Origin of the sequence: Flavobacterium petrolei, from assembly GCF_003314435.2 — a bacterium.
Taxonomy (GTDB): domain Bacteria; phylum Bacteroidota; class Bacteroidia; order Flavobacteriales; family Flavobacteriaceae; genus Flavobacterium; species Flavobacterium petrolei.
The window spans coordinates 975,963-1,001,704 of the sequence record NZ_QNVY02000001.1 but is presented as its reverse complement, the minus strand read 5'-3'; the positions used below and the strand labels follow the sequence as shown (position 1 = coordinate 1,001,704).

Below are 25,742 nucleotides of genomic sequence, written 5' to 3'. Positions count from 1 at the left end.
AAGCAAATTATATGGTATTTAAAAATTTTTATTATTGCTATTTAATTAAACGTAACACTCCTTCATTCCCTTTCTAATTAGAAATTGCGGAATCATCTTTAATGGCAAATACTATCCTAAAACAAGTTTAGAATAGTACCAGACCCAATTCATAATTTATGATAACACATTATTTGATATTGCTTTTATTCCTATATGCCGTATTAAAGGCCTAAACGTTCTATTTTGTTGTTAATTCTCTACGCGCACCAGAACCATTTTTCCGTTATAAGGCTTACTACCACGGGATTCCAGTGTTCTAGTTGCTTCTTGTAAATTGTCGAATTTATCCGAATAGATGAAATAATTCGTTGATTTAACATCGTAGAAAAAATTAATTTTTGGCTCTCCCGAAGCTACTGTTTTGGTAACAAAAGAATCTCTTTTGGCAACGTCAGCATGAACTGCAAGCACTAAATAATATCCAGTTTCTACGTTTTTAATGTTCTTAATAATTTGCATATTCATCTGCTCATTACCATAATCAAAATCTTCTGGTTTAAGTTTTGTTGTGCTAACTTTTGTTGTTTCTTTAATACGTTTCAACGTCTCTTGATCTTTCTGATACCTGCTGTCCTCATTTTCAAAGTTGGCACGTTTTATTCGACGTTTCTTCTCTATTTCCGTTTCAATTTTAATTTTCTCTAATGACGTAATTAAATTAGTATTGGATTGTTCCGCTTTTAGTTGTTCCGCTTTCAACATGTCTATCGTTTTCAAATAGCTTTGTGTGAGTGCATCCTCTTTGTTTGGTACTTTTTTAATACGCTCTTCGTATAAGTTTTTAAACGTGCTCAGCAATTGATTTTGGCTTTTATTAACCTGGTCAATTTCTGATTTTAAAGATTCCAATGCGCTATTTTCAGCGGAAACACTCTTAAATTCTTTTGGAGCACTTGCAATTCCTTTATCACTTAAATCATTTTCCGTTTTTAAGTCTTTCAGTTCTTTTTCTTTTTGATTCACTTTTTCATTCAACTGATTTAATAATTGTAGCTGTGTCTTTCTGGCATTATCTAATGTTTCAGCTACATTATCCATCGTTTTTGCATTCTCATCCTTCGGTTTTGCTTTGGCTTTTGCATCGGCAGCTAATCTCGCATCGGCATCAGATTTGGCTTTAGCATCAGCGGCCAATTTAGCAGTTTCTGCATCTAATTTCGCTTTGGCATCAGCAGCTAATTTCGCATCAGCGTCAGCTTTTGCTTTAGCATCAGCGGCTAATTTAGCATCGGCGTCAGCTTTGGCTTTGGCATCGGCAGCTAATTTTACTTTTACATCGTTGTCAGCTTTCGCTTTAGCATCAGCGGCAAGTTTAGCAGTTTCTGCATCTAGTTTTGCTTTAGCATCGGTAGCTAATTTCGCATCGGCGTCAGCTTTGGCTTTGGCATCGGCGGCAAGTTTAGCAGTTTCTGCATCTAGTTTTACTTTAGCATCAGCGGCTAATTTAGCATCGACGTCAGCTTTGGCTTTGGCATCAGCAGCTAATTTTGCTTTGGCATCGGCGTCAGTTTTCGCTTTAGTATCAGCGGCCAATTTAGCCATTTCTGCATCTAGTTTGGCTTTGGCATCAGTGGCTAATTTCGCATCGTTGTCAGCTTTAGCTTTAGTATCAGCAGCAAGTCTAGCAGTTTCTGCATCTAGTTTTGCTTTAGCATCGGTAGCTAATTTCGCATCGGCGTCAGCTTTCGCTTTAGTATCAGCGGCCAATTTAGCAGTTTCTGCATCTTGTTTCGCTTTAGTATCGGCAGCTAATTTTGCTTTGGCATCGGCATCAGCTTTCGCTTTGGTATCAGCAGCAAGTCTAGCAGTTTCTGCATCTAGTTTTGCTTTGGCATCAGCAGCTAATTTCGCATCGGCGTCAGCTTTAGCTTTAGCATCAGCAGCAAGTCTAGCCCTTTCTGCATCTTGTTTCGCTTTAGCATCGGCAGCTAATTTTGCTTTGGCATCGGCGTCAGCTTTCGCTTTAGTATCAGCAGCAAGTCTAGCAGTTTCTGCATCTAGTTTTGCTTTGGCATCAGCAGCTAATTTTGCATCGGCGTCAGCTTTCGCTTTAGCATCAGCGGCAAGTTTAGCCTTTTCTGCATCTAGTTTTGCTTTGGTATCGGCGGCTAATTTTGCTTTAGCATCGGCGGCCAATTTAGCCCTTTCTGCATCTAGTTTCGTTTTGGCATCAGCAGCTAATTTTGCTTTGGCAACCGCGTCAGCTTTCGCCTTAGCGTCAGTAGCTAATTTTGTTTTTGCATCCGTTGCGGTTACTGGTTGTGTTTTTGGCACCACTGGTTTAGGAGCAGTAGTTATTTTGGCATCAGCTATAGCTTTTGCTTTGGCGGCAGCATCTGCAGCAATTTTCTCTCTTTTTAATCGATTGGCTTCCAATAGTGCTTTTGACTTAGCCGCACTCTCTAATCTGGTTTGTGCAATGGCATCGGAAGTCGCCTTTGCATCGGCAAGTACTTTTTCTTTGGCTGCTTTAATTTCATTTTCTTTTTGAATCTCAGCAGTCGATTTAGGTTTGGCTTGAACAACTGCTTTTGGGGGAGCGACTTTTCGAGTTTCTATTGCAGGTATGATAGCTCCTTCTTCTTCATCATCATCATTATAATCTCCCTTAAATTTATAAGCCAAGACTATTTCATGGGAGGGTCCAAACTGTGTAAAACTCCCTACTGTTTTTTCGTAATTATATTCTAACGCTATTCTAGAAGTTAGGTTGAGTCCTAAACCTGCTGAAACGCCATGGAAACTGTTATAACCGGCTTGTACCCAAATCCCTTTAGGAATACTGAACATCATTAGTCCGGAAACAATTGTTTGATCTTTTTTACTTTCAGCTCTTACTAGTCCAGAAAACTTACTTTTATCAAAAAAACCATAAGTGTCTACAAAACCGGTATACATTACATGTGCTTGAATACTCCGTTCCGGGTCATCTTGGACCATTTGGGAAGTTTGAAGATTATACAATACGGCATTCTTGATGGCTAAACCAAAATCAAAAAAAGCAGTCCCATAATTTATACCAGGACTTAGAGTAATTAAAGAGTTTGAGGGTATTGTTTCCAGCGAAGGATCAGGATAATTTGTTACTACTTTTCCAGTGTTGATACCACTTTTATAAAAACCTAAATTAACTCCAAAAGTCAAGTTGCTGTCTTGGTCCAAATACACATTTTGTGCAAAATTTGCAATTCCTCCAAAAGTAGTCAACACTCCATAATTCTGTTGAAAAAGTCCTAATGAAATCCCTTGATTTTCTCTAAATCGACCGGAATAACTAATTAAATACGTTTGTGGGGCATCTTCAAATTGTACCCATTCTCGTTTGTTGAAAATACTGATATACGAATTTTGTTCTCTGGCAAAACTAAAAGCTGGATTTAAAAGGAACTTGTTGAATTTGAGGGAATTTCTTACTGGAATATTAAACGAAGTCACTCCAACTTCTTGAGAATGAAGTACTTGAAGCAAACAGAAAAAAAACACAACGCTTAAAAAGATATTTTTCATGTTACTTGACTACCGTTATAGAACCTTTTTTTACTTTATTGTCTTGCGTAGTAATTATGTAATAATAAATTGGGTTAACTGATTTAAAATCAAGCGCATTTTCCGGCCAATTATTTTGATAATTATTTGTTTGTAAGGCTATTTCCCCTCTTGAATTTAACAATAATATTTCGGTATTTGTCCCACTTACATACTCTTGTGGCAAGATCCAAGTGTCATTGATTCCATCATTGTTGGGACTGATTAGATTTGGAATCTTAGTAATGTTTGGATCAACAAAAGGAAAGTTTATTACAAAAGGTAATTCTTTTTTGGATATACATCCCGTAGTTTGTGTAATAGTAAGAGAATAAGCTCCTTGCTCAGTAACATCTAAAGTATTTGAAACTGCTGCTGAAATTAAGGTGTTATTAAAGAACCATTCAAATTTAGGATTGCTAGCATCTGTGGTGGCAATGATGGTTTTAGTATCTCCTTCATTTATTATTGTTGTACTCGATACATTCAAAGAACCAGTAAAGGGTACATCTTGTAAGTTTATGGAAGCAGTTGAGGAACAGCCTCCAAAATCAACTTTTACCGAATATTTTCCTGCTGTGCTAGTTTGATATTGTTGACTTGTTGCCCCTGAAATTGCAACATCATTATTAAACCACTGATAGGAGTTTCCCGCTTGTGTGCTAAGTGTTGTTGGACCATCCGAAGGACAGAAAGGATTACCTTTACTAGAGGTTATTATTGCAGATGCACCTAATGCTTCTCCTACAGTTACTCTGTTTGAATAAGAATCTGAAGTACAAGTACCATAATTAGTCTCTACATAATAGCGCCCTGGCTGGTTCACCGTTAAACTTGCTGTAGTAGCTATAGGAACTAAGCTAGGCTCTTTAAACCATTTATAGGTAAGTGAAGGATATTTTAAAGGAGAGTCATTGGTTCCCGTTCCAGGATTATCTATCGTTAATAAATACGAGCCACCAGTACAGTAAGTGGCCGTTGAATTGAAATTATTAATAGAAAATTGTGAGTCTTGAATTTTATAATACGCTGCAAAAACATTTGACACTGGGCTAATTGAAGCTGGTGAAGTACTCCTAACTCTTATTTTATAACTTTCTCCTCCAATACTGGTAGGAACTGAAAAAATAAATGTCCTTGAAGTAGGTGTTGCTGTTAATGGTTTTTCTGTGGCACTAAGAGTGAATGGTACAGCGAAAGTACCTGAAGCATCCGAAAGTTCTAAAATAAACTGATTGGAGGGATCTAAAGAACCCGAGGGGCTAAAGGAAAAACTAACTTCGAATTTATTAAAATCAGAATTCGCACATACTTGAGTAAAACCAATAGCTGGTTTATTAATAGTTACTTGTGCATATAAATAAAAAATTGCCGGTAAGAACAGTAATAAAAAAACAATATTATATTTATTTAAAATGGTAGTAAAGCTACATTTCATAATTAATTTTTTGTCTGTTTTGGTCTTAAAATTGTCCGATGTACACCGGTAGTTTTTATTTAGATGCAGTAATTTTTGATAATTGTAAACGGTAATCCGGTTTTTTGTCGTTTGAAAAATCGATGAATGTCTCTGAGTTATTTCCTTTAGAATACACATTAAAAAATACACTTTGACCATACCAATTTTCTAAGTCTTCGTTATTGGTATTGTATTCCGTGAATATATTCCCATTACAATTATTGAAATACATAGCTTCGAATTGCAATTTCTTCAAATTCTTATCATTAATTTCAATTTTATTATCCAATAAAACTGCAGGGTTAAACCCCGATATCACGCTTTTCTTAAATATAAGGGATGCATTTTCTCCAACATAGACTGCTGATTTTATTAATCCTGCTTGAATATCTGCTTTCAAATTTTCACTATCATTAACCATTGTTAGGTTTGTAGCCGTGACAACAGTTAATTTTTTCGAAAAATCAGTTTCTTCTTTTCTTTCATAACCCAAAACCTCAACACATCTCGAGTCAGAATCACTAGAAACATAAGAAGATCTAATTGCTAATGAATTATCAATTCTACATTGTGCACCTTGAGTGAACTTAAAGTCATCTTTTTTTGATCTAAGAGAAACCATTTTACTCATGTTAAGTTCTCCGCCAAAAATATCAAAAGAATTTCCTCCACAATAACTGACCATTACGTTTTCGACAATCGTTTTAGAACCTAAACCGGCTAATAATAATCCACTAAAATTATTACCTCCTTTAATTCTTTTTCCGGCAAATTCTATTCGAACATATCTAATAATACCAGAAGAACTAATAGAATTAGTTCCACCATAGTTGTTAAAGTTAGGGTCAAGCTCTAAATTTAATGAAGAGTAGTTTCCAAATTTATTAATGGGAGCATCACCTAATATAATAATCCCTCCCCAATCACCTGCTTTTTTAGAACTTGTATTTGAAGTAAATACAATTGGATCTGTCTCTAAACCATCCGCGATTAGTGTAGCTCCCTTTGTAATAATTAAAGCGCCCTTTGATTCAAAGTCACCTATTATTTTTGTCCCGGGTTCAATTGTTAAAACTGCATTGTTAGTAACATAAACATCTCCTTGTAAAACATAAATATTTCTTTTCAATAGCTTTGTGTTCACTGAGATGCTTCCGGCTAATATTTGATTTGCATCGCCATAATCAATAGTATTAGGTTTGAATTCGGTCCAGTTATTTAGCCAGTTACTCGAACCAAATATGCCTTTTTCTTGTTGCGCATTAACATTACAAACTACTAAAAGAAGGATCAATATTATTTTGGTTATGTTTTTCATTGAAATAAGTTATAAATAATTCGTAACATATCACTATGTAACTAAATTAGGATTAAAAAAACCAAATATCCTTTAACTTCAAAATCATGTAGATTAAAATCTACATGATTTTGAAATGTGTTGCCTTAAAACAATACATAGAACAAACAAAAATTTCTCTAATAAGGATATTAAAGCTCATTAAATACATGAAGTTCTTTCAATGTATTTTGATAAAATAAAATTGATGCTATTAAGTTACTTTTATCCGAATAGGGCATCATCTTCCTTTGAAAGTCTACTGTCGTTGTAAGAAAATTTGAAGTACTTTCAGACTGTAAATCTAAGGACTTTCTATGTTCAGCATCGTCTGGAATTCCTAAATCTGCCATTGTTATTCCTGGTTTTGTAGCAAGTGCAACATACGGTAAAATTTTAACTAGAACCTTGATACGCTCTATATATAATTCAAGTAGCTCCCCCTTTTGCATCCCATTCAATTCTTTTTGATCATAATATTGTCTTATAGACGCAGTAGTACTAATGATACTTTTTGGTAAATTTTTGTTTTGAGCTGATACACTTCCCGCTACTAACAAAAAAAACAGACTGAAGAAAATAATTTTTCCTTTCATAGCTTTATTATAAAATTATTAATAAAACTCAAAAATATACAAATATTTTGAATTCACAACTTTTAGATACCATTTTAAGCTAAAATATAGTTTAATAAAAACATAAAAATTTATTAAAAAACAACATTTATCATTAATTATGTTTAAAATAATCATTGCTGACTCCTAATTTTAATGTATTAAAGAATTATTTTAGTAAGACAAATACTAATGATAAATCTGTTGTTAAGAAATATGAGCCGAAAAAAACACGGTGAACCAAACGGACAATTACATTTCTTTACAAAACTATTGGACATAAACTTTGCCTGCTAAAATTTTAGACTAAACCATTTTCTGCTATCTTTGCTTCATGCAATTTTCAGAAATTTTAGGACAAGAACACATCAAAAGTCATTTGACAAAAAGTGCTGATTTGGGCCGAATTCCACATGCACAATTATTTGTTGGTCCCGAAGGAAGCGGTACCTTACCTATGGCGATTGCTTATGCACAATACATTATCTGCAGCAATCAAAACGCCGAAAACACCGGTTCAAATGAAGCGTGCAACATCAAATTCCAGAAAACTTCGCATCCGGATTTGCATTTTATTTATCCTACGGTCAACACCGATGAAGTAAAAACGAAACCAAAAAGCATTGATTTTATCACGGAATGGCGCCAGTTTTTAGAACATAATCCGTACGGAAGTTTGTTTGATTGGTACCAAATGCTGGGTGTGAAAAATAAACAAGGCGAAATCAGGGTTGATGATGCTCAGGAAATCTTGAAATCCTTAGCTTTGAAATCTTATGAAGGCGGATACAAAATAATGATCATTTGGATGGCCGATAAGTTGAATATCGCCGCATCTAATAAACTGCTGAAATTATTGGAAGAACCTACGGACAGAACTGTTTTTATCTTGATTTCAGAAAACGAAGAAGATATTATTCAAACCATTCGTTCCCGATGCCAAGTATTACATTTTAATGGATTGAGCGAAAAAGTAATCTCGGAAGCTTTGGTTTCAAAAGAAAATATAGAATCTAAAACCGCTGTAAAAATAGCGCATCAGGCACAAGGAAATTTCAACAAAGCATTGCAGTTACTACAACCGGACAGCGAATCCGTTTTTTTTGAAAAATGGTTTGTTGATTGGGTTCGGGCTGCTTTTAGAGCAAAAGGAAACGCAGCAGCTATTCAGGATTTGATTCAATGGAGCGAGCAAATTGCCGCTTTAGGAAGAGAAACTCAGAAGAAATTTTTACATTTTTGCATCGACATGTTTCGTCAGGCATTGCTGCTGAATTACCAAACGCCAAGTTTAGTTTACATGGAACCGCAAGTAGAAAAGTTCAAACTGGAGAATTTTGCGCCTTTCGTAAATGGTAATAATATCAACGATATTTTCAAAGAACTTTCTGAAGCCATGTATCATATAGAACGCAACGGAAATGCCAAAATTATTCTCACCGATCTATCCATAAAACTAACCCGATTAATTCATAAAAAATAAAAACATGAACAACATTACTTCTATCTTAATTTTAATTTTCCTGGCCATCACTTTCCTGCAGTCCGGTTACGACAAACTGTTTTATTGGAAAGACAATGTAGACTGGTTAAAAGGCCATTTTGCCAAAACACCACTAAAAAACCAAGTGCCATTGGCCTTACTAAACATTCTTATTTTGGAATTAATTTCCGGGATTTTATGTGTGGTGGGTTGTATCGAATTATTTGTGAACAACGGAAGAATATTTGGTTTCTACGGAGCCGTTTTCTCGTGTATCACGTTATTGATGTTGCTTTTTGGACAGCGATTGGCCAAAGATTATGATGGCGCCAGAACAATTGTCATCTATTTTATCCCAGCAATATTGGCCGTTTATTGGTTAAATTAATATTGCAACTTACTATTTTGAATAACAACAATTCTCTTTTTATATAAAAAAAATGACTCCAAAACATCCTTCAGAATCCCTGACAACATTAACCGATTTAGTTTTGCCAAGCGAGACCAATCCTTTGAACAATCTTTTTGGAGGAGAACTATTAGCCCGTATGGATCGCGCAGCAAGTATTGCGGCAAGAAGACATTCCCGAAGAATTGTGGTGACTGCATCCGTAAATCACGTGGCGTTCAACAGAGCCATTCCACTAGGAAGTGTAGTGACTGTTGAGGCTAAAGTTTCCAGAGCTTTCAAGAGTTCGATGGAAATATACATTGACATTTGGGTCGAAGACCGAGAATCTGGTAACAAAACCAAAGCCAATGAAGCAATTTACACTTTTGTAGCAGTGGATGATACCGGAAGACCCGTTGAAGTACCCCAAATTCTACCGGAAACCGAATTGGAAAAACAACGTTTTGAAGCTGCATTGCGACGCAAACAGTTGAGTTTAGTTTTAGCCGGAAAAATGAATCCGCATGACGCAACCGAATTAAAAGCGTTGTTCACTTAATACCCATAATTGACTTGTAATTTTAAATTCAAAATAGATTTAAAATATTCTTGAAAGAGAAATATTTAATTAAAAAAAGAAGTATTTTTACAAAACAAATGTTCAGTTTACAAATGAAATTTATAGGATAATTAGTCATCCTGTCAGTTTCTTACCGTTATAAAATAATACAAATAGATGAAAGAAAAGGTAAAAGAGAAGATGAGTACAGAGAAAGAATCCAAATTAAAAGCGCTGCAACTAACGCTTGACAAATTAGACAAAACCTACGGAAAAGGGACAGTAATGAAAATGGGCGACAAAGCCATTGAGGAAGTAGAAACCATTTCTTCCGGGTCTTTAGGAATCGATTTGGCATTAGGAGTTGGCGGTTATCCAAGAGGTAGAATTATTGAAATATATGGTCCGGAATCTTCTGGAAAAACCACGTTGACACTTCACGCTATTGCTGAAGCTCAAAAAGCAGGTGGAATTGCTGCTTTTATTGATGCAGAACACGCTTTCGATAGAAATTACGCTGAGAAATTAGGGGTAGATATCGAAAACTTAATCATCTCACAACCAGACAACGGAGAACAAGCTTTAGAAATTGCTGAGAACTTAATTCGTTCCGGAGCAATTGACATTGTTGTAATTGACTCGGTTGCTGCGTTGACGCCAAAAAGTGAAATTGAAGGTGAAATGGGAGATTCTAAAATGGGGTTACACGCCCGTTTGATGTCTCAAGCACTGCGTAAATTGACAGGAACGATCAGCAAAACGCATTGTACCGTTTTCTTTATCAATCAATTGAGAGAGAAAATTGGAGTAATGTTCGGAAATCCAGAAACTACTACGGGTGGAAATGCATTGAAATTTTACGCTTCGGTACGTTTAGATATCCGTCGTTCTACACAAATTAAAGATGGTGACAACGTCCTTGGAAACAGAACCAAAGTAAAAGTGGTAAAAAACAAAGTGGCTCCGCCATTTAAAATCGCTGAATTTGACATCATGTATGGTGAAGGAATTTCAAAAACAGGAGAGATTTTAGATCTTGCCGTTGAATTTGAAATCATCAAAAAAGCAGGATCTTGGTTCAGTTATGGTGAAACCAAATTAGGACAAGGTCGTGATGCTGTTAAGTCTTTAATCAAAGACAATCCAGAACTCGCTGATGAACTTGAAGTGAAAATAAAAGCTAGAATAAAAGAACTAGCAGAAGCATAAATACTAAAACCCGTCTCGTACCTAAAAAGTCAGACGGGTTTTTTCATTTTTACACGCAACCTTTTGTTGAAATTTTTATCTTTTAGAAAACAGCTTAGAATTCAATTAAGAAGCTGAATTGTTTAAATTTAAAAAATTAAGAAATGAAAAAAATTGCGCTTTTTATTCTGCTCATAACAACCTTGACCGGATGTTCAATTGATAATGATAATCAAGATTCTTATAGCTTTGAAGTGTTGCCTGTAGATAGCTATACGTTACCCGAAAAATTCATATTGGGAAACACCTATGAGATAAAAGTAAAGTATACAAGACCTTCCGAATGCCATTTTTTCCAAGGGATATACTATGATAAAAATTTAAATATAAGAACCATAGGAATTCAAACGGCAGTGAATACTAATCAAGTGTGTACACAACAAATTCCAGCACCATCCGAGGTTTCTTTTAACTTTTATGTAACCAATACCGGTTCCTATATTTTTAAATTTTACAAAGGAAAAGATACTGATGGAAAAAACCTTTTTGAGGAAGTGGAAGTTCCTGTAGTCAACTAACGAATAGTATAAAATCTGTGGGATTAGACCAAATAATTGCGGACTGTAAAAGAAATTACCCTAAAGCTCAGGAACAATTGTACCAGTTGTTTTCTAAAAAGTTTTTTGGGGTATGTTTAAAGTATTCCAGTAATTATGCGGATGCCCAAGACAACTTACAGGATGGATTTTTAATCATCTTCAAAAAAATCGAACAGTTTAGCGGTAAAGGGTCTTTCGAAGGCTGGGCCAAAAGAATAATGATCAATAATGCGCTTCAGAAGTACAAAGGAATTCGGTTCATGGAGATTATAAATGACAATATTCCTGAGGAAGAAGTCGAAATTGAAGACGAGAATATTTCTATTGACTATTTGATGCAAATTATTCAAGAATTACCCAATCAATACCGATTGGTTTTTAATCTCTATGTTCTTGATGATTATTCCCACAAAGAAATAGCAGAAATGCTTACCATTAGTACAGGAACAACAAAATCAAATCTTGCCAGAGCTCGGATGATATTAAAAGAGAAAATAGAAGCATATACCAGAATCGAAATAAAGTCATTTGCAAAATGAACCATAAAAAAAATATAGACCGGTTTTTTCAAGAACGATTCAAAGATTTTGAAATGTCTCCCAATGAACAAGTTTGGGGAAATATCCAAACTGAATTAAAAAAAGAGAAGAAAGAGCGAAAAGTTATTCCTTTTTGGATAAAATTCCCAGGAATTGCAGCGGCTTTCCTATTGGGTATATTTGCTTTGAACAGTCTTTTGAATAACAATCCAGATAGTCAAAACGGTATTGTTGTATCGCCAGAAATTTTAAAAAGTTCTACAGAAAGTAGGGAATCTATTATTGAAAATAAAAGTAACCCATTAGAAATTAAAAATGCTAGTTCAGTTGTTGTGAACAGTACTAAAACGGAACAAAAAGATGGAAAAGAATCTACATCCAAAAATCAACCTGAGATCCATTCGAATAAGAAGAAAACTCAAGCTAATACTGTTGTTTATTTACAAAAAAATCATCCTTCGGTAAAACAAGAAACAACAAACAGCACGGAACTTTCGACTAAAGTGATTATCGCTGAAACGAATAATGCATCAAATCGTACCTTGGAAAAAAAACGTTTAAACGAGACTGAAAACACTAAAATTGCTGCGACAGATGCTAAAGAACAGTCATTAAATACAGTTGAATCGCCAAACGAATTAGAAGAAATCCTCAAAAAGAAAAAAGAAGGAAAAGAAGAAGTTGTTGTTCTTAGTTCAAAAAACAGGTGGCAAATTACTCCAAATGTTGCTGCTGTATATTTGAATTCGAATTCAGGAGGTTCCGCTATTGACCCAAAATTTTCAGAAAATCAAAAAACGGCCGATAACAGCTTAAGTTTTGGTGTTGGGGTAAATTATGCTGTTTCTAAAAAAGTGACCTTACGAAGCGGAATTAACAAGCTCTCGCTGGGATATAATACGAATAACGTAATGTACTCGACAGGACTGGCAAACAATAACCTGGCGAATATTAAATATACGTCAACTTCGTTAATAGAGATAAAAAACGAATCGAATTTGAATATGTTGTCCCTATTTGAAATCAACTTACAAAAAACAACTACAGGAACTATCAATCAAAAAATGGGGTACTATGAAGTTCCACTTGAAGTTTCCTACGCTGTTTTGGATAAAAAATTTGGAATTAACCTTATAGGCGGGGTAAGTACATTATTTCTTAACCAGAATAAAATTTCGCTAGTTTCCTCTGAAACTAAAATTACATTAGGAGAGGCACGTAATTTGAATCAAATTAATTTCAGCACTAATGTTGGCGTTGGTTTTCAATACCAAATCATGAAATCATTTAAAATAAATTTTGAACCAATGCTGAAATACCAGATAAACACGTTTTCAAGCAATTCAGGTAACTTCAAACCCATCTTCGTTGGGTTATATTCTGGAATCAGTTACAGTTTTTAATGACATCAGCATCAAAAGCTATAAGTTGATTGTATATTATTTCACGAACCTCTTCGCGAACTTCCTTGCGATCAACACCTTTTTTTCCTGAAGTCTCTATGTGAGAATGCATTTTGACACGCATAATTCCTGGGCTTCCGCTAAAAAAAGTATAGGAGAATCTTTTTTTATTATCGGCAAAAGTAATAGGGACAATAGGAATTTCATGTTCTATCGCCAATCGAAAAGCACCGTCTTTGAAAGTATCCAACAGCACCGATTCATCATCCGGAACACCACCCTCAGGGAAAATACAAATGCTTAATCCTTGATTGATTCTTTTTTGAGCGCGGTTAAAAACTTCCATTCTGCTCTTTGAAGAGCTTCTGTCCACTAAAATACATGTTCTTTTATAGAAAAAACCGAATAAAGGAATTTTTGATAGTTCTTTTTTACCCACAAAAACAAACGGATTTCTGGTAAGGGCAAGCATCAGCATAATATCAGCCATAGAAGTGTGATTGGCAACAATCATGTAACTTTTTTTGTATTCCATTTCTTGGCTTTTGTCTATTTTATAATAAAATCCCATCCCAAAAAGAATGAATTTTGCCCAAATACGAGCCATCTTAAAAAAATAAGGATAACCGCTTTCCGTCAAAATAGACAACACCAGAAAAGGAAACATCACCAATATAGGAATTGCCATCAAAATATAGAACCAAATGCGCCACAGTACCCAAAAAATAATTTTCAATCCTCTCATAGGTTCAAAAGTAAGAAATCAGATGTTATGATGCTCAAAAAAAATTCTTACTTTTTTAACATGTGAGTCATCTAAGTTTTTATTTACTGGCCAATTATAAACTGCTCTTTTAACCATCACCATATTAAAGACTTAAACGACTTATATGATGAAAATAAAGAAGAGATACGATTTACAGAAGTTCATTTTTAAAATTTACGATTTTGCGGTAAAAAATAAAAAACTTTGCGAACTTTGCGCTTAAGAAAAAAGAAATAATGGCAAAAATACTTACAGGCGTTCAAAGTACCGGAACACCGCATTTAGGAAACTTACTTGGCGCAATCATTCCCGCAATAGCATTATCAAATAAACCGGAAAACGAATCGTTTCTTTTCATTGCCGATTTGCATTCGATAACGCAAATAAAAAACGGTGAAACCTTACGAACCAATACCTACAGTACCGCTGCAGCTTGGCTTGCTTGTGGTTTGAATGTGGATAAAGTAGTTTTCTACAGACAATCAGACGTACCACAAACAGCGGAATTATCCTGGTATTTGAGTTGTTTTTTCCCTTTTCAACGCCTGACATTAGCGCATTCTTTCAAAGACAAAGCCGATAGACTGGAAGATGTCAATGCCGGTTTGTTTACGTATCCGATGCTGATGGCTGCCGATATTTTATTATACGATGCAGAGTTAGTTCCCGTAGGGAAAGACCAATTGCAACATGTTGAAATTACTCGTGATGTAGCCTCGCGTTTCAATCACCAAATGGGAGAAACTTTTGTACTTCCCGAAGCCAAAATTCAGGAAGACAGCATGTTGATTCCAGGAACCAACGGTGGAAAAATGAGTAAATCAGCCAATAATATTATCAATATATTCTTGGATGACAAAGCGTTGCGCAAACAAGTCATGAGTATTGAAACCGACAGCACGCCACTGGAAGATCCTAAAAATCCAGATACTTGTAATGCTTTTGCTATTTATGCTTTACTAGCCAATGAAGAACAAATCATGGCTATGAAAACCAATTACCTTGGTGGAAATTACGGTTACGGCCACGCCAAACAAGCGTTGTTTGAGTTGATTTGTGAAACTTTCAAAACTGAAAGAGAGAAATACAATTACTACATCAATAATCTACCTGAAGTGGATGCTTTACTAAAAAAAGGTGCCGAAAAAGCTACTGCTATTGCCAATGGAGTTCTAGCAAGAGTGAGAGAGAAATTAGGATTTGAAATTCTTTAATTTTTCATATAAATACAAAATCTCTTTAATAAAAACGCGCTTTTATTAAAGAGATTTTATGTAAAACAATATTATTTATACGATTAAGAGGATATTAAGCTTATATTTCAACTAAAGAACTATTAGTCTGTTTTTTAACGCCTAAAATCCAAATTTCTTGTTTATATTTTCCGTTCACTTTACTAGCATATAAATTAAAGGCTGATTTATAAGTTTTATTTTTACTAATATAAACATACCTAAGGTTATTCTTTGGATTAACAAAGGAATAGGATTGAACTCCTTTAGCTTTTAATTTTTTCATAAATTTAGTAGCGTTAGAAGGTACTTGAAATACACCAGCTACTAAATAATAATCTTTATTGAATGAAGCCCTTTTATAGCTTAAATTGTTGTTTGCGTTTTTTGACGAAATTTTAACTTCAGCACTATTTTCGCTTTTGACAAAATCATTTTTTGGAGCTACATTTACTGTTTCAGCAACGGTTGATTCTTGAACAACTGCAACTTCTTTTTTGCTCAAATTTAATTCTACATGATGCGTTTTTTGATTTGCTTCAACATAAAATTCTTTATGTTGTTTTAACTCTTCAGGAGAATTAACCTCAATAGGAGGAGTAACTTCAACAATAAAAGCATTAAAGAAAACAAAATAACGGTCTCCGAATGTTTTAAAGTTTAGAGTCGCTCCATTTGAATTATTCTCAATAATAGAATTATTTGGGTTTTGAATGGACATAATAAAAGAATCATAGCCCAATGTATTATTACTATTAGGAATTCTATCAGAAAAAATATTATTATCTAACGTAATTGAACTATTAAAAATATTCACATTATCTCTATTTGTATCCGATAATTTAGAAAAATCTAATGCATTTTCAGATTTAAAGGAAAGCTGATCGCCTCCTAGGTTAAAATCCCCCTCTAATGCGGCACAGGCAACTTTAGCGTTTATCTTACCAACGGCTAAGGTTTGAAATCCTGAAAAATTAATATCAACTGGCGTTTTTGTCACCCCTGCAAACCCGTCATAAGTGGCAATAAATTTACCCGACATGCTTGTATCTTCGTATATAAAAAATATTGACCACCCTGCAGAAACACCTCCACTTACCACACCAACCGTTGATCTAATATTTGCAACGGTGTACGTTCCCAGTGGCGAACTTGATTTTTTTACTAAATCTGTAATATCAGCATACATCGCATAAGGCGCGCTTTCACTAAAATTAGAATCCTTCACTCCATCAAAAATTAAATTTCCATGAATTTCATTATATTGATTTTCATTAGGTAACTTAATCTTGATTTTATCAAAAGATTCTCTTGTGGTATCGCTTGCTGTAAAAATATTAATTCCAGTTCTTTTAGAACTTTTGGTTGTATAAGTTGCTGACCAGTATAATCCAGCATAAAGTATTTTTTTTTGCTCTGGTTTATCTAAAATTAATTTTGCACTGCTAGATGAAAATGTTGTTTTATCAGTATCAATGTCAATATACTGCATATCAAACTCATCATTTAATTTTGTTTTTGAATCTATTTTATTGTAGGGAGTATTTGGGCTGTTCAAAAATTCTTGTCTATTAACTATGTTATTGGCAATCATTGTCATATCACCTTTAACATATATTTGACGACGCACCGAAAAAGGCACAGCTACTTGGCTAAATATTTCAAAAGAAATAAAAAAAAATAGTGAAAGGGGAATAAATTTTATATTCATTTAAAACAATTTTAATTTTACATAATCAATCAAAAACTATTAAAATATATTAATAATTTCACAATATTAACAATTATTTATTAATAAACAATGGGCTTTTGTTAATAAGTTTATTTAAAATATTTAGTAATTTTGATTTTTTAGTTATTCTTAATATTCTTTAGGCAATATTATTGATAACATTTCAATTATATCGCCTCAAACAATTTCCCCGGCAAAGGTCGTATCACGCCTTTCAATTCCATATTCAACAGCATTCCTGAGATTTTATAAATAGGGAAATCACAGCGCAAAGCAATAATATCCATCAGTTCTTTTCCGGTTTTAAGGAGGTAATCGTATACTTTTTGTTCGTCATCATCTAAGCTTACAAACAATTGTTTCTGTACGGGTTTGGATTCCTTCTGAATATCCCAATTCAAGATATAAATCAAATCCGCAGCACTGGTCAAGAGGTTTGCTTTTTGGGTTTTTATCAGGTTGTTGCAGCCCTGACTGTATTTATCCGTAACACGTCCTGGAACCGCGAAAACATCACGATTGTAGTCATTCGCCATGTTCGCTGTGATTAACGATCCGCCTCTATCTGCTGACTCAATTACGATGGTCGCTTCAGACATTCCAGCAACGATTCGGTTTCTTTTTACGAAATTTTCTTTATCTGGATTCGAAGAACTCCAAAACTCGGTCATGAAACCACCGTTTTCCTCAACTTTTGACACAAATTTTTTATGGGTTTTCGGATAAATTTGGTTCAAACCATGCGCCACCACACCTATCGTCTGTAAATTATGTTCCATTGCCAGTTGATGTGCGACAATATCGACACCATAAGCAAAACCACTTACAATTATAGGATCTAACGGAGCCAAATCTTCGATCAGTTTTCTGCAAAATTCAGTTCCGTACGAGGTAATTTGGCGCGTTCCAACAATGCTGATTATTCTTCTATTTTTTAAATTGATATTTCCCGAAGTGAATAATAAAAGTGGTCCATCAATACAATGTTTCAATCGTTCCGGATAGTCTTCGTCCTGAAAATAAACCGCATTGATTTCATTCGCTTTTATAAATTCCAGTTCCTGAGTTGCTTTTTCGAAAACAGATTTGTCTCTCAAATTTTTCAGCAAAACAGACCCTACTCCATCAATAGCAGCAAGTTGGGATGCTTTAGTATTAAAAACCGCTTCCGCAGTTCCAAAATGAGTCAGCAGTTTTTTGGCCATTATGTCGCCCACGCCTTCTATTCTTTGCAATGCCAATAAATAAAATAAATCCTGCTCTTTCATATGTAGATAATACTTGTTTTTATTGGAATATGGAATACGCCAGTTTAAAAAAAATCTTTATTTATGTTTGTATAACGATTAAACATGTCTATTTCATGCTAATTATTTGAGAGTGAAATGTATAAATTTTTATGCGGATTGTTAATAAAAATTGTGAATAAAATTTTGATAACTATTTTGGTTGTATAACTTTGTAAGTATGAAAATCGAACTATACATCGCGCAGCTATTATACCGTTATCAATGTGTTACCGTTCCTGGTTTCGGAGCTTTTTTAACCGAAACCCAATCGGCTAAACTAAACGAAAGTACAAATTCATTTTCTCCTCCCAAAAAAATGATTGCTTTCAATGCAAATTTGAAAAATAATGATGGTTTATTAGCCAATCATATCGCTTTAGCAGAGAAAACTTCATATGAATATGCCGTAAGTAAAATTCAATACGAGGTATTTAATTGGAAAAAAGCATTTGAAGAAAACAAACTTATTTCTATAAAGAATGTTGGTGATCTTCGTTTGAACGCAGATAAAAACATTGTTTTCACTCCGTACGACCAAACGAATTATTTAACCAGTTCTTTTGGATTAGCTCCTTTTGTTTCACCACTTGTAAAAAGAGAAATCTTCGAAAAAGAAGTGGAAGCAATTGAAGAAATAGCAACCATCACAATGGTTCCTGAACAAACCAGAACCGTAAATCCATATTTAAAATACGCTGCTATTTTTGTATTAGGATTAGGAATTGTAGGCAGTGTGGGTTATCCAATGTATCAAAACCAAATTGCCTCAGAAACAATCCTTGTTGAAACTGCTGTTCAAAAACAAGTTCAAAATAAAATTCAGGAAGCTACTTTCTTTATCGAAAGCCCGGTTCCTGCAGTAACACTCTCTGTAAAATCCAATAAGGAAATGAAAATGCCGTATCACATTATGGCTGGAGTGTACCGAGAAGAGAAAAATGCCAACAAAACGTTGCGAATTTTAAATCGCTTAGGATATGATGCCAAACGGATCGCTCCCAATAAAAACGGTTTTTTTCCAGTTTTGTATGGCAGTTATGCCACGTTTGCTGAAGCAGAAAAAGCAAAAAAAGAAATCAATGAAAAACACAATCCCGAAGCTTGGATACTGATTCAATCACTATAAAAACCAAAACCCTATTCTTATCGAATAGGGTTTTTTAGTTTTAGCACTTTGTTGTTTTTAATTTAAACTTGCTTTGTACATTCTCGCTTCTTCCCAAGAGAATTTATGACCGTGTTTTTCCATCATAGTATTCAGTGATTCTTCTTTATATCCGGCAAAAGCAGTTGCTAAATCCTGCATTTTATGTTCCGGTAAAACTTCCGAAATAGATACCGCTTTGGTTTGTATCAACTTCACAAAATGGGAGTAAATCGTTTGTTTCGTCAACACTCTGATTGTAGCAATATCTTCAATTGATTTCTTTTCTACCCACAAATCGTAGGTTTCCTGAACTGTTGATTTTTTAGGCACTGCAATTTTGGATTTTTTCGCAGTATAGCGCTCCACATCCCTATCGTCTTCAATCAGCGTAATATTTAATTCCTTGAACTGATTTTGTATGGCTTCCGTTTTTCGGATGATGTAATTTTTTATGTCTGAAGACGTCAATTTCTCTTTCGAAATGGTTTCTCCTGCAACAACTGTTTCAATCAATAATTTGGCCTTCATTAAGCGCAAAACGGCTTTGGTTTGCAACTCTTCCAGTACTATTAATTCATCATAAAATGCTTTTACTTTTTTTATGCGCTTTACTTCCTCGATTTTCCAAAGGATTTCAAAAACCAAATCGTCCATTGGCTTTAGGAAATAACTGAAAGCGGCTTGAATGCGTTCCGATACATGATTCAAATCGACTGTTTCCTGACCAAAAAGCTTATTCAATTGTGAAATGAATTTTTTGGATGGATCCAAAAGCTGTTCGATGACTTCCGTTTGTTTTTTGGCCCAAACCGCATGTTTGGATTTCTCCGATATTTCTGATTTTTCGTTATAACTGAATTTATGATTGCGCCATTCCTGAGCCAAATCATTCCAATCGAACGTGTTTATCAGATAGTTATGGATGAAATTTTTGGTTTCAAAATGCAAGGCATTCTCTAAAAAAGAATCCGAAGCTTTGTTCAACGAATAATCCATCACATCCTGATCATTTGAAATGCCGTTCATGCGCAGCGGAGAAAGCAAAATAAGCCCTTCTAATGAGCGTAAACGAGATAATGCGACATAAGCTTGTCCAGGAAGAAAAACTTGCGAAACATCGAGCGCAGCTTTATCAAATGTCAATCCCTGGCTTTTATGAACTGTAATTGCCCACGCCAATTTGATGGGATAATGCACAAAAGTGCCTAAAACCTCTTCTTCAATTTCCTTCGTGGTTTCGTCTACTTTGTAGCGAATGTTTTGCCATTCGTATTTTTCGACTTCTATGGTTTTGTTTTCTTCGGGAAAATGAACCAGGATTTCCTGATTCGAAAGCAATTTGATAACGCCCATTTTTCCGTTGAAATAATGCTTATCAAATGATAAATCATTTTTTACAAACATAATTTGAGCACCCACTTTCAACTGTAGTTGTTGTTCCACGGGGAATATCTTGTCCGGAAAATCTCCTGTTATATCAGGTTTATAAACCACTAACTTTCCTTCTAAGTCCTCCAATGCCTGCGCATTCATCGAATCGGCTTTGTTGTTGTGCGTGGTTAATGTGATATAGCCTTTGTTTGCTTTTAAATCAAAATCAGGTTTTACGTATTGGTTTAACGTTTGAATATCTTGCTGGGAAATCTGGTTGTTGCGCAGATTATTCAAAACAGAAATAAACGTATCATCAGTCTGGCGAAAAATCTTAGACAATTCAATGTATAAAGGCGGATGTTGCTGCACAACGTGTGAATGGAAAAAGAATTTTCCTTTATAATAGGTTTTCAGCGTTCTCCATTCTTCATCCCGAATTACAGGTGGCAACTGCAACAAATCTCCAATATACAAGACTTGGACACCACCAAAAGCAGTACTTTTCTTGCGTACCGTTTGCATCATATAATCCATAGCGTCCAATAAATCCGCACGAAGCATACTGACTTCATCTATAATCAACAACTCCATATTACGAATCACTGATTTCTTCAAACCGCTCATTTTGAAATGCCTGCGCAAAGTAGCTTTGGTTTCAAATTTGGTGCTTTCGGAAAATTGAGGTGATGAATTATCCGGAATAAATCCTCCAAACGGCAACTGAAACATCGAATGAATGGTAACACCGCCAGCATTTAGCGCGGCAATTCCTGTTGGAGCCACAACAACTGTGTTCTTGTGCGTGGTTTGGATAATTTCCCGTAAAAGGGTGGTTTTTCCCGTTCCTGCTTTCCCGGTAAGAAAAACAGATCGATGCGTTTGATTGATGAATCGTAAGGTGTAAGCGGCGGCTTCTGAAATGGTTTGCATTAGGCGTGTATATATAAAGCTAAAGTATTGAAAATTACGAATACTATTTTAATATTGGAAAACATTTATGTTAGTAATTCCAATATTTTTTAGCCACGATAGTAGCGGAAATCCTCGAAATTTAGAAAGTGATTTTTTCCTGGCCGGAAAGGAGCGACCAACGGAAGCTCCTTTTGTGGGTTAGAAATACACTTGATAAACGAGAGATTACTTCACTATACTTTCATTTTAATTGGAGTTCAGTGAACTACGTTTACAGCGGATGGCGGGAAATAGCTTCAAAAAAAATGCCTTCAATCTAAAGCTAGACGAAGGCAATTTTTTGAATTAATATAAAAAAATTATTTTTTAACTTCTGCTTTTTCTTCCGTTTTAGCAGGTGCTTTGTATTTGTCGTTCAAGGCTTTGATAATTTCTTTTGTGATATCAAATTTATCTTCAGCATATAGAATTGAAGCCGCGTCACCTGTACCGTAGATGTACGCATATCCTTTTTCTTTACCGTATGCTTTGATGAATTTTTTCACGCCGCTTACTAAAGAATCCATTTCTTTTCCACTCTCCACTTGCAATTCCTGAGACAATGCTTGTTGTGCGTAACTTAATTGTTGTTCTTTCTTTTGTAATTCAGCACCTTTTTGTTGTGCCCATGCTTGACCGTTTGCTTGTGCTTGAGTTTGAAAACTTGCAGCTTCTTGTTTGAAACGATTAATTTCAGCTTCTAGTTGTCTTCCTTTTTCTTCTGCTTTTGTTTTATATTTTGCTTCAAGGTCTTTTGCCTCTGTATATTCTTTCATTAATTCAGAAGTGTCTACGTAAGCTGTTTTTACTTCTTTAGCTGCTTCGGCTGGTTTGTTACAAGCAACAATTGAAATTGATAACGCGATAATTAATAATGCTTTTTTCATTTTGATAAATTTCTAGTTTTGAGTATTGGTGACAAAAATATAAAAAAATAGATAGCATTGACATAAAGTTTAAAAAATGCTACTTTTTTATGATATAGGATTTTATTATTATGATTAATGAATGTATAATTTATGACTATTAAAAAAAGGCTTCATATCTTTTAATTAAGAGAATTAGTTTTAAAATCTAATAATAACACTCGATTTAGCCAAAAAATGCGCTTAAATACGCTTAAAATGATTTTTACTTGTTTTTCAAGATGTAAATGTGTGAAGAATACTCGAAATTCTTCTTCGCTTTCCAATTCGACTGCAAACCGATGAAAAACGCTTTTGCATAATTCATTTTACCGGTTTTGTATTTTTCAGAAAGTAAGCTCACGTAAAAAGAGTCAAATTTCATAGGAAGTACTTTTACCAATTTCATTTCTTCTTTTTCGAAAAGAATTTTTATTGCTGTTTTAGAAAAATGCCAAAAATGAATTGGCACATCATAAGCGGCCCAAAACTTTCCGTAATGTTTTGCGTCGAAAGATTTGAAATTTGGAACAGCAATAATTAAAGTTCCGTTTGGTTTTAGTAATCGTTTCAATTCTTTGATTTGGTTTTCCAAATTTGGAACGTGTTCCAAGACATGCCACATCGAAATCACATCAAAAGAATGATTTTCTAATTCGCTGGTTTCGCTAACAAATGAAACACCTTTCTTTTTTGCAATCGCTTTTGCTTTTTCACTTGGCTCCACTCCTATCGTATGCCAACCGTTTTCTTTGGCCACAGATAAAAAATCTCCTGTTCCGGCACCAATGTCTAAAATGCTTCCTTTATTTGGCTGCAACGAATTGATTAAATTCAATTTATTTTTAAGCGCAATGGTTTTTACAAAATGATATGCTTTTTCAAATAAAGACCTTTTGCTATCCGTGTGCGAAATATAATCCACACTTTCGTAATACTTTCCTAAATTTTCTAAACTGGGTTGCGGTGTCGTAATCAGCATGTCCAATTTATCATCATGATACAAATCGAAAATTTCCTGAGAAACAGAATAATCTTTAACGGTTAAAAAAGGCTGTTGTTTTGAAATGTCCATTAATTAATAGTGCTTTTATATTTTAATTTTAAACTAAACCCTGAAAACACCAAAGGATGCTTTCAGGGCTAAATTATTTATTTTTGTGATTCTTCAATTATATCAAGGCTTCACAACGTAGTTTCACGTGGAACAAATTGATTTAAGAATAAAGATTAACGATTTCTGATTCCAGATTTAAATCAAAAATCGTTAATCCAATATCTGCAATCTTAAATCTTATCGTCCCATGTAAATCAACAACACCGAAACATCACTTGGCGAAACGCCACTGATTCTTGATGCTTGAGAAATAGTTACAGGACGAATCTTACTTAATTTTTGTTTTGCCTCAATAGACATGGACTTGATTTTTTCATAGTCAAAATTCTCAGGGATTTTCACATCTTCCAATCGAAGCAATTTATCAGCATTGTTTCTTTCTTTTTCGATATAACCAGAATACTTCACTTGAATTTCTGCTTGCTCTAAAATTTCTTGGTCCAAATCATTCTCTGCAACATAAGTTGCAACCTTATCGAATTTCATGATGTCTTCTAAATCAATTTGCGGACGAGAGAATACTTTGAACATTTTATCCCCTTGCGTAATCAATGCTGTTGCTTTTGATTGCAAAATAGGATTTGCTTCTGCAACCGATACACTCGTTTCTTTGAAGAAAGCCACCATTTTTTCAGATTCATTTAATTTGTGTTCCATTCTGCGCAAACGCGCTTCTGAAGCCAAACCTATTTCATGTGACATCGGCGTCAATCTGAAATCGGCATTATCCTGACGCAACAACGTTCTGTATTCTGCACGAGACGTAAACATTCTATATGGTTCTTCCGTTCCTTTCGTAATTAAATCATCAATCAAAACTCCAATATACGCTTCGTCTCTTTTTAAAATTAACGGCGCTTTTTCATGTACTTTTAAATGCGCATTTATTCCAGCCATCAATCCTTGAGAAGCAGCTTCTTCATATCCGGTAGTTCCGTTTATTTGTCCTGCGAAATACAAACCTTCAATTAATTTTGTTTCCAAAGTATGTTTCAATTGTGTCGGCGGGAAATAATCATATTCGATTGCATAGCCCGGACGAAAGAATTTCACTTTCTCAAATCCCGCAACAGAACTCAACGCTTTAAATTGAATATCTTCAGGAAGCGATGTAGAAAATCCGTTTACATAAACCTCACACGTATTCCATCCTTCTGGCTCCACAAATAATTGGTGTCTTTCTTTATCAGCAAAACGATTAATTTTATCTTCAATCGAAGGGCAATATCTTGGCCCTAGACTTTTTATTCTTCCGTTAAACATTGGCGAACGATCAAAACCTTCTCTTAAAATATCGTGAACATCTAGAGAAGTATACGTCATGTGACAAGACCGCTGATGAACCAACGGAGAAGTAACATCCGAATAAGAGAACTTATCCGGTTTAGCATCTCCTTTTTCTTCATTCATTTTCGAGTAATCTAACGAACGTCCATCTACTCTTGGAGGCGTTCCCGTTTTCATTCGACCCGATTCAAAACCGGCAGCAACTAAATCTTCTGTGATTCCATGTGCAGCACTCTCACCTGCTCTTCCTCCGCCAAATTGTTTTTCGCCAATATGAATCAAACCATTCAGGAAAGTTCCATTGGTCAACACAACCGATTTAGAACGAATCTCCACTCCAAGCGAAGTTCGGATTCCTTTTATTTTTCCGTTTTCAATAATCAAACCTTTAACCATTTCTTGATAAAAATCAAGATTTGGAGTTCCTTCCAACATCATTCTCCACTCCTCAGCAAAACGCATACGGTCACTTTGAACACGCGGCGACCACATGGCAGGACCTTTGGATTTATTTAGCATCTTGAACTGGATTGCAGTTCTGTCCGAAACAATTCCCGAGTATCCTCCAAGCGCATCAATCTCACGCACAATTTGTCCTTTGGCAATTCCGCCCATCGCTGGGTTGCATGACATCTGGGCAATATTCTGCAAACTCATTGTTACCAATAAGGTTTTTGAACCCAGATTTGCGGCAGCGGCAGCAGCTTCTGAACCTGCATGCCCTGCACCCACAACGATTACATCATATTCATTTAGAAACATCTTCTTTTATAATTTAATCCTTGTTCAGGATTGTAATTTTGA

Annotated in this window: 20 protein-coding genes; 9 read left to right on the top strand and 11 right to left on the bottom strand. The window is 34.8% G+C overall.

The annotated features are described in order from the left end of the window. Positions 1 to 231: 231 nt before the first annotated feature. The 4 genes from DR871_RS04410 to DR871_RS04395 all read right to left on the bottom strand — a co-directional run bounded on the left by DR871_RS04410 (position 232) and on the right by DR871_RS04395 (position 6,958). A complete protein-coding gene (locus DR871_RS04410; protein WP_113664679.1) occupies positions 232 to 3,549 on the bottom strand; it encodes a PorP/SprF family type IX secretion system membrane protein in 3,318 nt (1,105 codons plus the stop codon). Position 3,550: 1 nt separating this feature from the next. Continuing rightward, complete coding sequence (locus tag DR871_RS04405; RefSeq protein ID WP_113664680.1) at positions 3,551 to 5,005, bottom strand: T9SS type B sorting domain-containing protein; 1,455 nt, start codon at positions 5,003 to 5,005, stop codon at positions 3,551 to 3,553. 55 nt (positions 5,006 to 5,060) lie between these two features. Continuing rightward, positions 5,061 to 6,344 carry a hypothetical protein gene (locus DR871_RS04400; RefSeq protein ID WP_113664681.1) on the bottom strand — a complete coding sequence of 428 codons (1,284 nt, stop codon included), beginning with the start codon at positions 6,342 to 6,344 and terminating at the stop codon, positions 5,061 to 5,063. A gap of 170 nt (positions 6,345 to 6,514) precedes the next feature. After that, a complete protein-coding gene (locus DR871_RS04395; RefSeq protein ID WP_113664682.1) occupies positions 6,515 to 6,958 on the bottom strand; it encodes a hypothetical protein in 444 nt (147 codons plus the stop codon). A 352-nt stretch (positions 6,959 to 7,310) separates the two neighbouring features. On the opposite strand from DR871_RS04395, the gene DR871_RS04390 reads away from it, so the two are divergent. The 7 genes from DR871_RS04390 to DR871_RS04360 all read left to right on the top strand — a co-directional run bounded on the left by DR871_RS04390 (position 7,311) and on the right by DR871_RS04360 (position 13,138). Continuing rightward, complete coding sequence (locus tag DR871_RS04390) at positions 7,311 to 8,459, top strand: DNA polymerase III subunit (RefSeq protein WP_113664683.1); 1,149 nt, start codon at positions 7,311 to 7,313, stop codon at positions 8,457 to 8,459. Between the two features lie 4 nt (positions 8,460 to 8,463). Continuing rightward, complete coding sequence (locus tag DR871_RS04385) at positions 8,464 to 8,847, top strand: DoxX family membrane protein (RefSeq protein WP_113635803.1); 384 nt, start codon at positions 8,464 to 8,466, stop codon at positions 8,845 to 8,847. Between the two features lie 52 nt (positions 8,848 to 8,899). After that, positions 8,900 to 9,409, top strand: coding sequence for an acyl-CoA thioesterase (locus DR871_RS04380; RefSeq protein ID WP_113664684.1), 510 nt, complete (start codon positions 8,900 to 8,902; stop codon positions 9,407 to 9,409). 201 nt (positions 9,410 to 9,610) lie between these two features. Further along, positions 9,611 to 10,618 (top strand): recombinase RecA, encoded by a 1,008-nt coding sequence (gene recA / locus DR871_RS04375; RefSeq protein WP_113636065.1) that lies wholly within the window; start codon positions 9,611 to 9,613, stop codon positions 10,616 to 10,618. A 143-nt stretch (positions 10,619 to 10,761) separates the two neighbouring features. After that, positions 10,762 to 11,175: a lipoprotein gene (locus DR871_RS04370; RefSeq protein ID WP_113664685.1), complete on the top strand. Its 414-nt coding sequence runs from the start codon at positions 10,762 to 10,764 to the stop codon at positions 11,173 to 11,175. A gap of 17 nt (positions 11,176 to 11,192) precedes the next feature. Then, complete coding sequence (locus tag DR871_RS04365) at positions 11,193 to 11,735, top strand: RNA polymerase sigma factor (protein ID WP_113664686.1); 543 nt, start codon at positions 11,193 to 11,195, stop codon at positions 11,733 to 11,735. Next, complete coding sequence (locus tag DR871_RS04360; RefSeq protein WP_113664687.1) at positions 11,732 to 13,138, top strand: hypothetical protein; 1,407 nt, start codon at positions 11,732 to 11,734, stop codon at positions 13,136 to 13,138. The genes DR871_RS04365 and DR871_RS04360 overlap by 4 nt, the downstream gene beginning before the upstream one ends. Here the strand turns inward: DR871_RS04360 and DR871_RS04355 are convergent. Continuing rightward, the gene (locus tag DR871_RS04355) at positions 13,122 to 13,883 is read right to left on the bottom strand and encodes a lysophospholipid acyltransferase family protein (protein WP_113664688.1); all 762 of its coding nucleotides are present in this window, start codon (positions 13,881 to 13,883) and stop codon (positions 13,122 to 13,124) included. The two genes, DR871_RS04360 and DR871_RS04355, sit on opposite strands and share 17 nt — an antisense overlap. A gap of 257 nt (positions 13,884 to 14,140) precedes the next feature. On the opposite strand from DR871_RS04355, the gene trpS reads away from it, so the two are divergent. Next, complete coding sequence (trpS, locus tag DR871_RS04350; protein WP_113664689.1) at positions 14,141 to 15,118, top strand: tryptophan--tRNA ligase; 978 nt, start codon at positions 14,141 to 14,143, stop codon at positions 15,116 to 15,118. Between the two features lie 100 nt (positions 15,119 to 15,218). Here trpS and DR871_RS04345 read toward each other — a convergent pair whose 3' ends face one another. Continuing rightward, positions 15,219 to 16,847 carry a hypothetical protein gene (locus DR871_RS04345; RefSeq protein WP_113664690.1) on the bottom strand — a complete coding sequence of 543 codons (1,629 nt, stop codon included), beginning with the start codon at positions 16,845 to 16,847 and terminating at the stop codon, positions 15,219 to 15,221. Positions 16,848 to 17,035: 188 nt separating this feature from the next. Further along, complete coding sequence (dprA, locus tag DR871_RS04340) at positions 17,036 to 18,136, bottom strand: DNA-processing protein DprA (protein ID WP_113664691.1); 1,101 nt, start codon at positions 18,134 to 18,136, stop codon at positions 17,036 to 17,038. 199 nt (positions 18,137 to 18,335) lie between these two features. Here dprA and DR871_RS04335 point away from each other — a divergent pair, with 199 nt between their 5' ends. Next, positions 18,336 to 19,283, top strand: coding sequence for an HU domain-containing protein (locus DR871_RS04335; protein WP_113664692.1), 948 nt, complete (start codon positions 18,336 to 18,338; stop codon positions 19,281 to 19,283). 57 nt (positions 19,284 to 19,340) lie between these two features. On the opposite strand, the gene DR871_RS04330 is transcribed toward DR871_RS04335, so the two are convergent. The 4 genes from DR871_RS04330 to mnmG all read right to left on the bottom strand — a co-directional run bounded on the left by DR871_RS04330 (position 19,341) and on the right by mnmG (position 25,700). Then, positions 19,341 to 21,608: a helix-turn-helix domain-containing protein gene (locus DR871_RS04330; RefSeq protein ID WP_113664693.1), complete on the bottom strand. Its 2,268-nt coding sequence runs from the start codon at positions 21,606 to 21,608 to the stop codon at positions 19,341 to 19,343. A 341-nt stretch (positions 21,609 to 21,949) separates the two neighbouring features. Continuing rightward, on the bottom strand, positions 21,950 to 22,516 hold the full coding sequence (locus DR871_RS04325) for an OmpH family outer membrane protein (RefSeq protein ID WP_113664694.1): 567 nt from the start codon (positions 22,514 to 22,516) through the stop codon (positions 21,950 to 21,952). A gap of 244 nt (positions 22,517 to 22,760) precedes the next feature. Continuing rightward, positions 22,761 to 23,609 (bottom strand): class I SAM-dependent methyltransferase, encoded by an 849-nt coding sequence (locus DR871_RS04320; RefSeq protein ID WP_113664695.1) that lies wholly within the window; start codon positions 23,607 to 23,609, stop codon positions 22,761 to 22,763. A 219-nt stretch (positions 23,610 to 23,828) separates the two neighbouring features. After that, a complete protein-coding gene (gene mnmG, locus DR871_RS04315; RefSeq protein ID WP_113664696.1) occupies positions 23,829 to 25,700 on the bottom strand; it encodes a tRNA uridine-5-carboxymethylaminomethyl(34) synthesis enzyme MnmG in 1,872 nt (623 codons plus the stop codon). Positions 25,701 to 25,742: the final 42 nt, after the last annotated feature.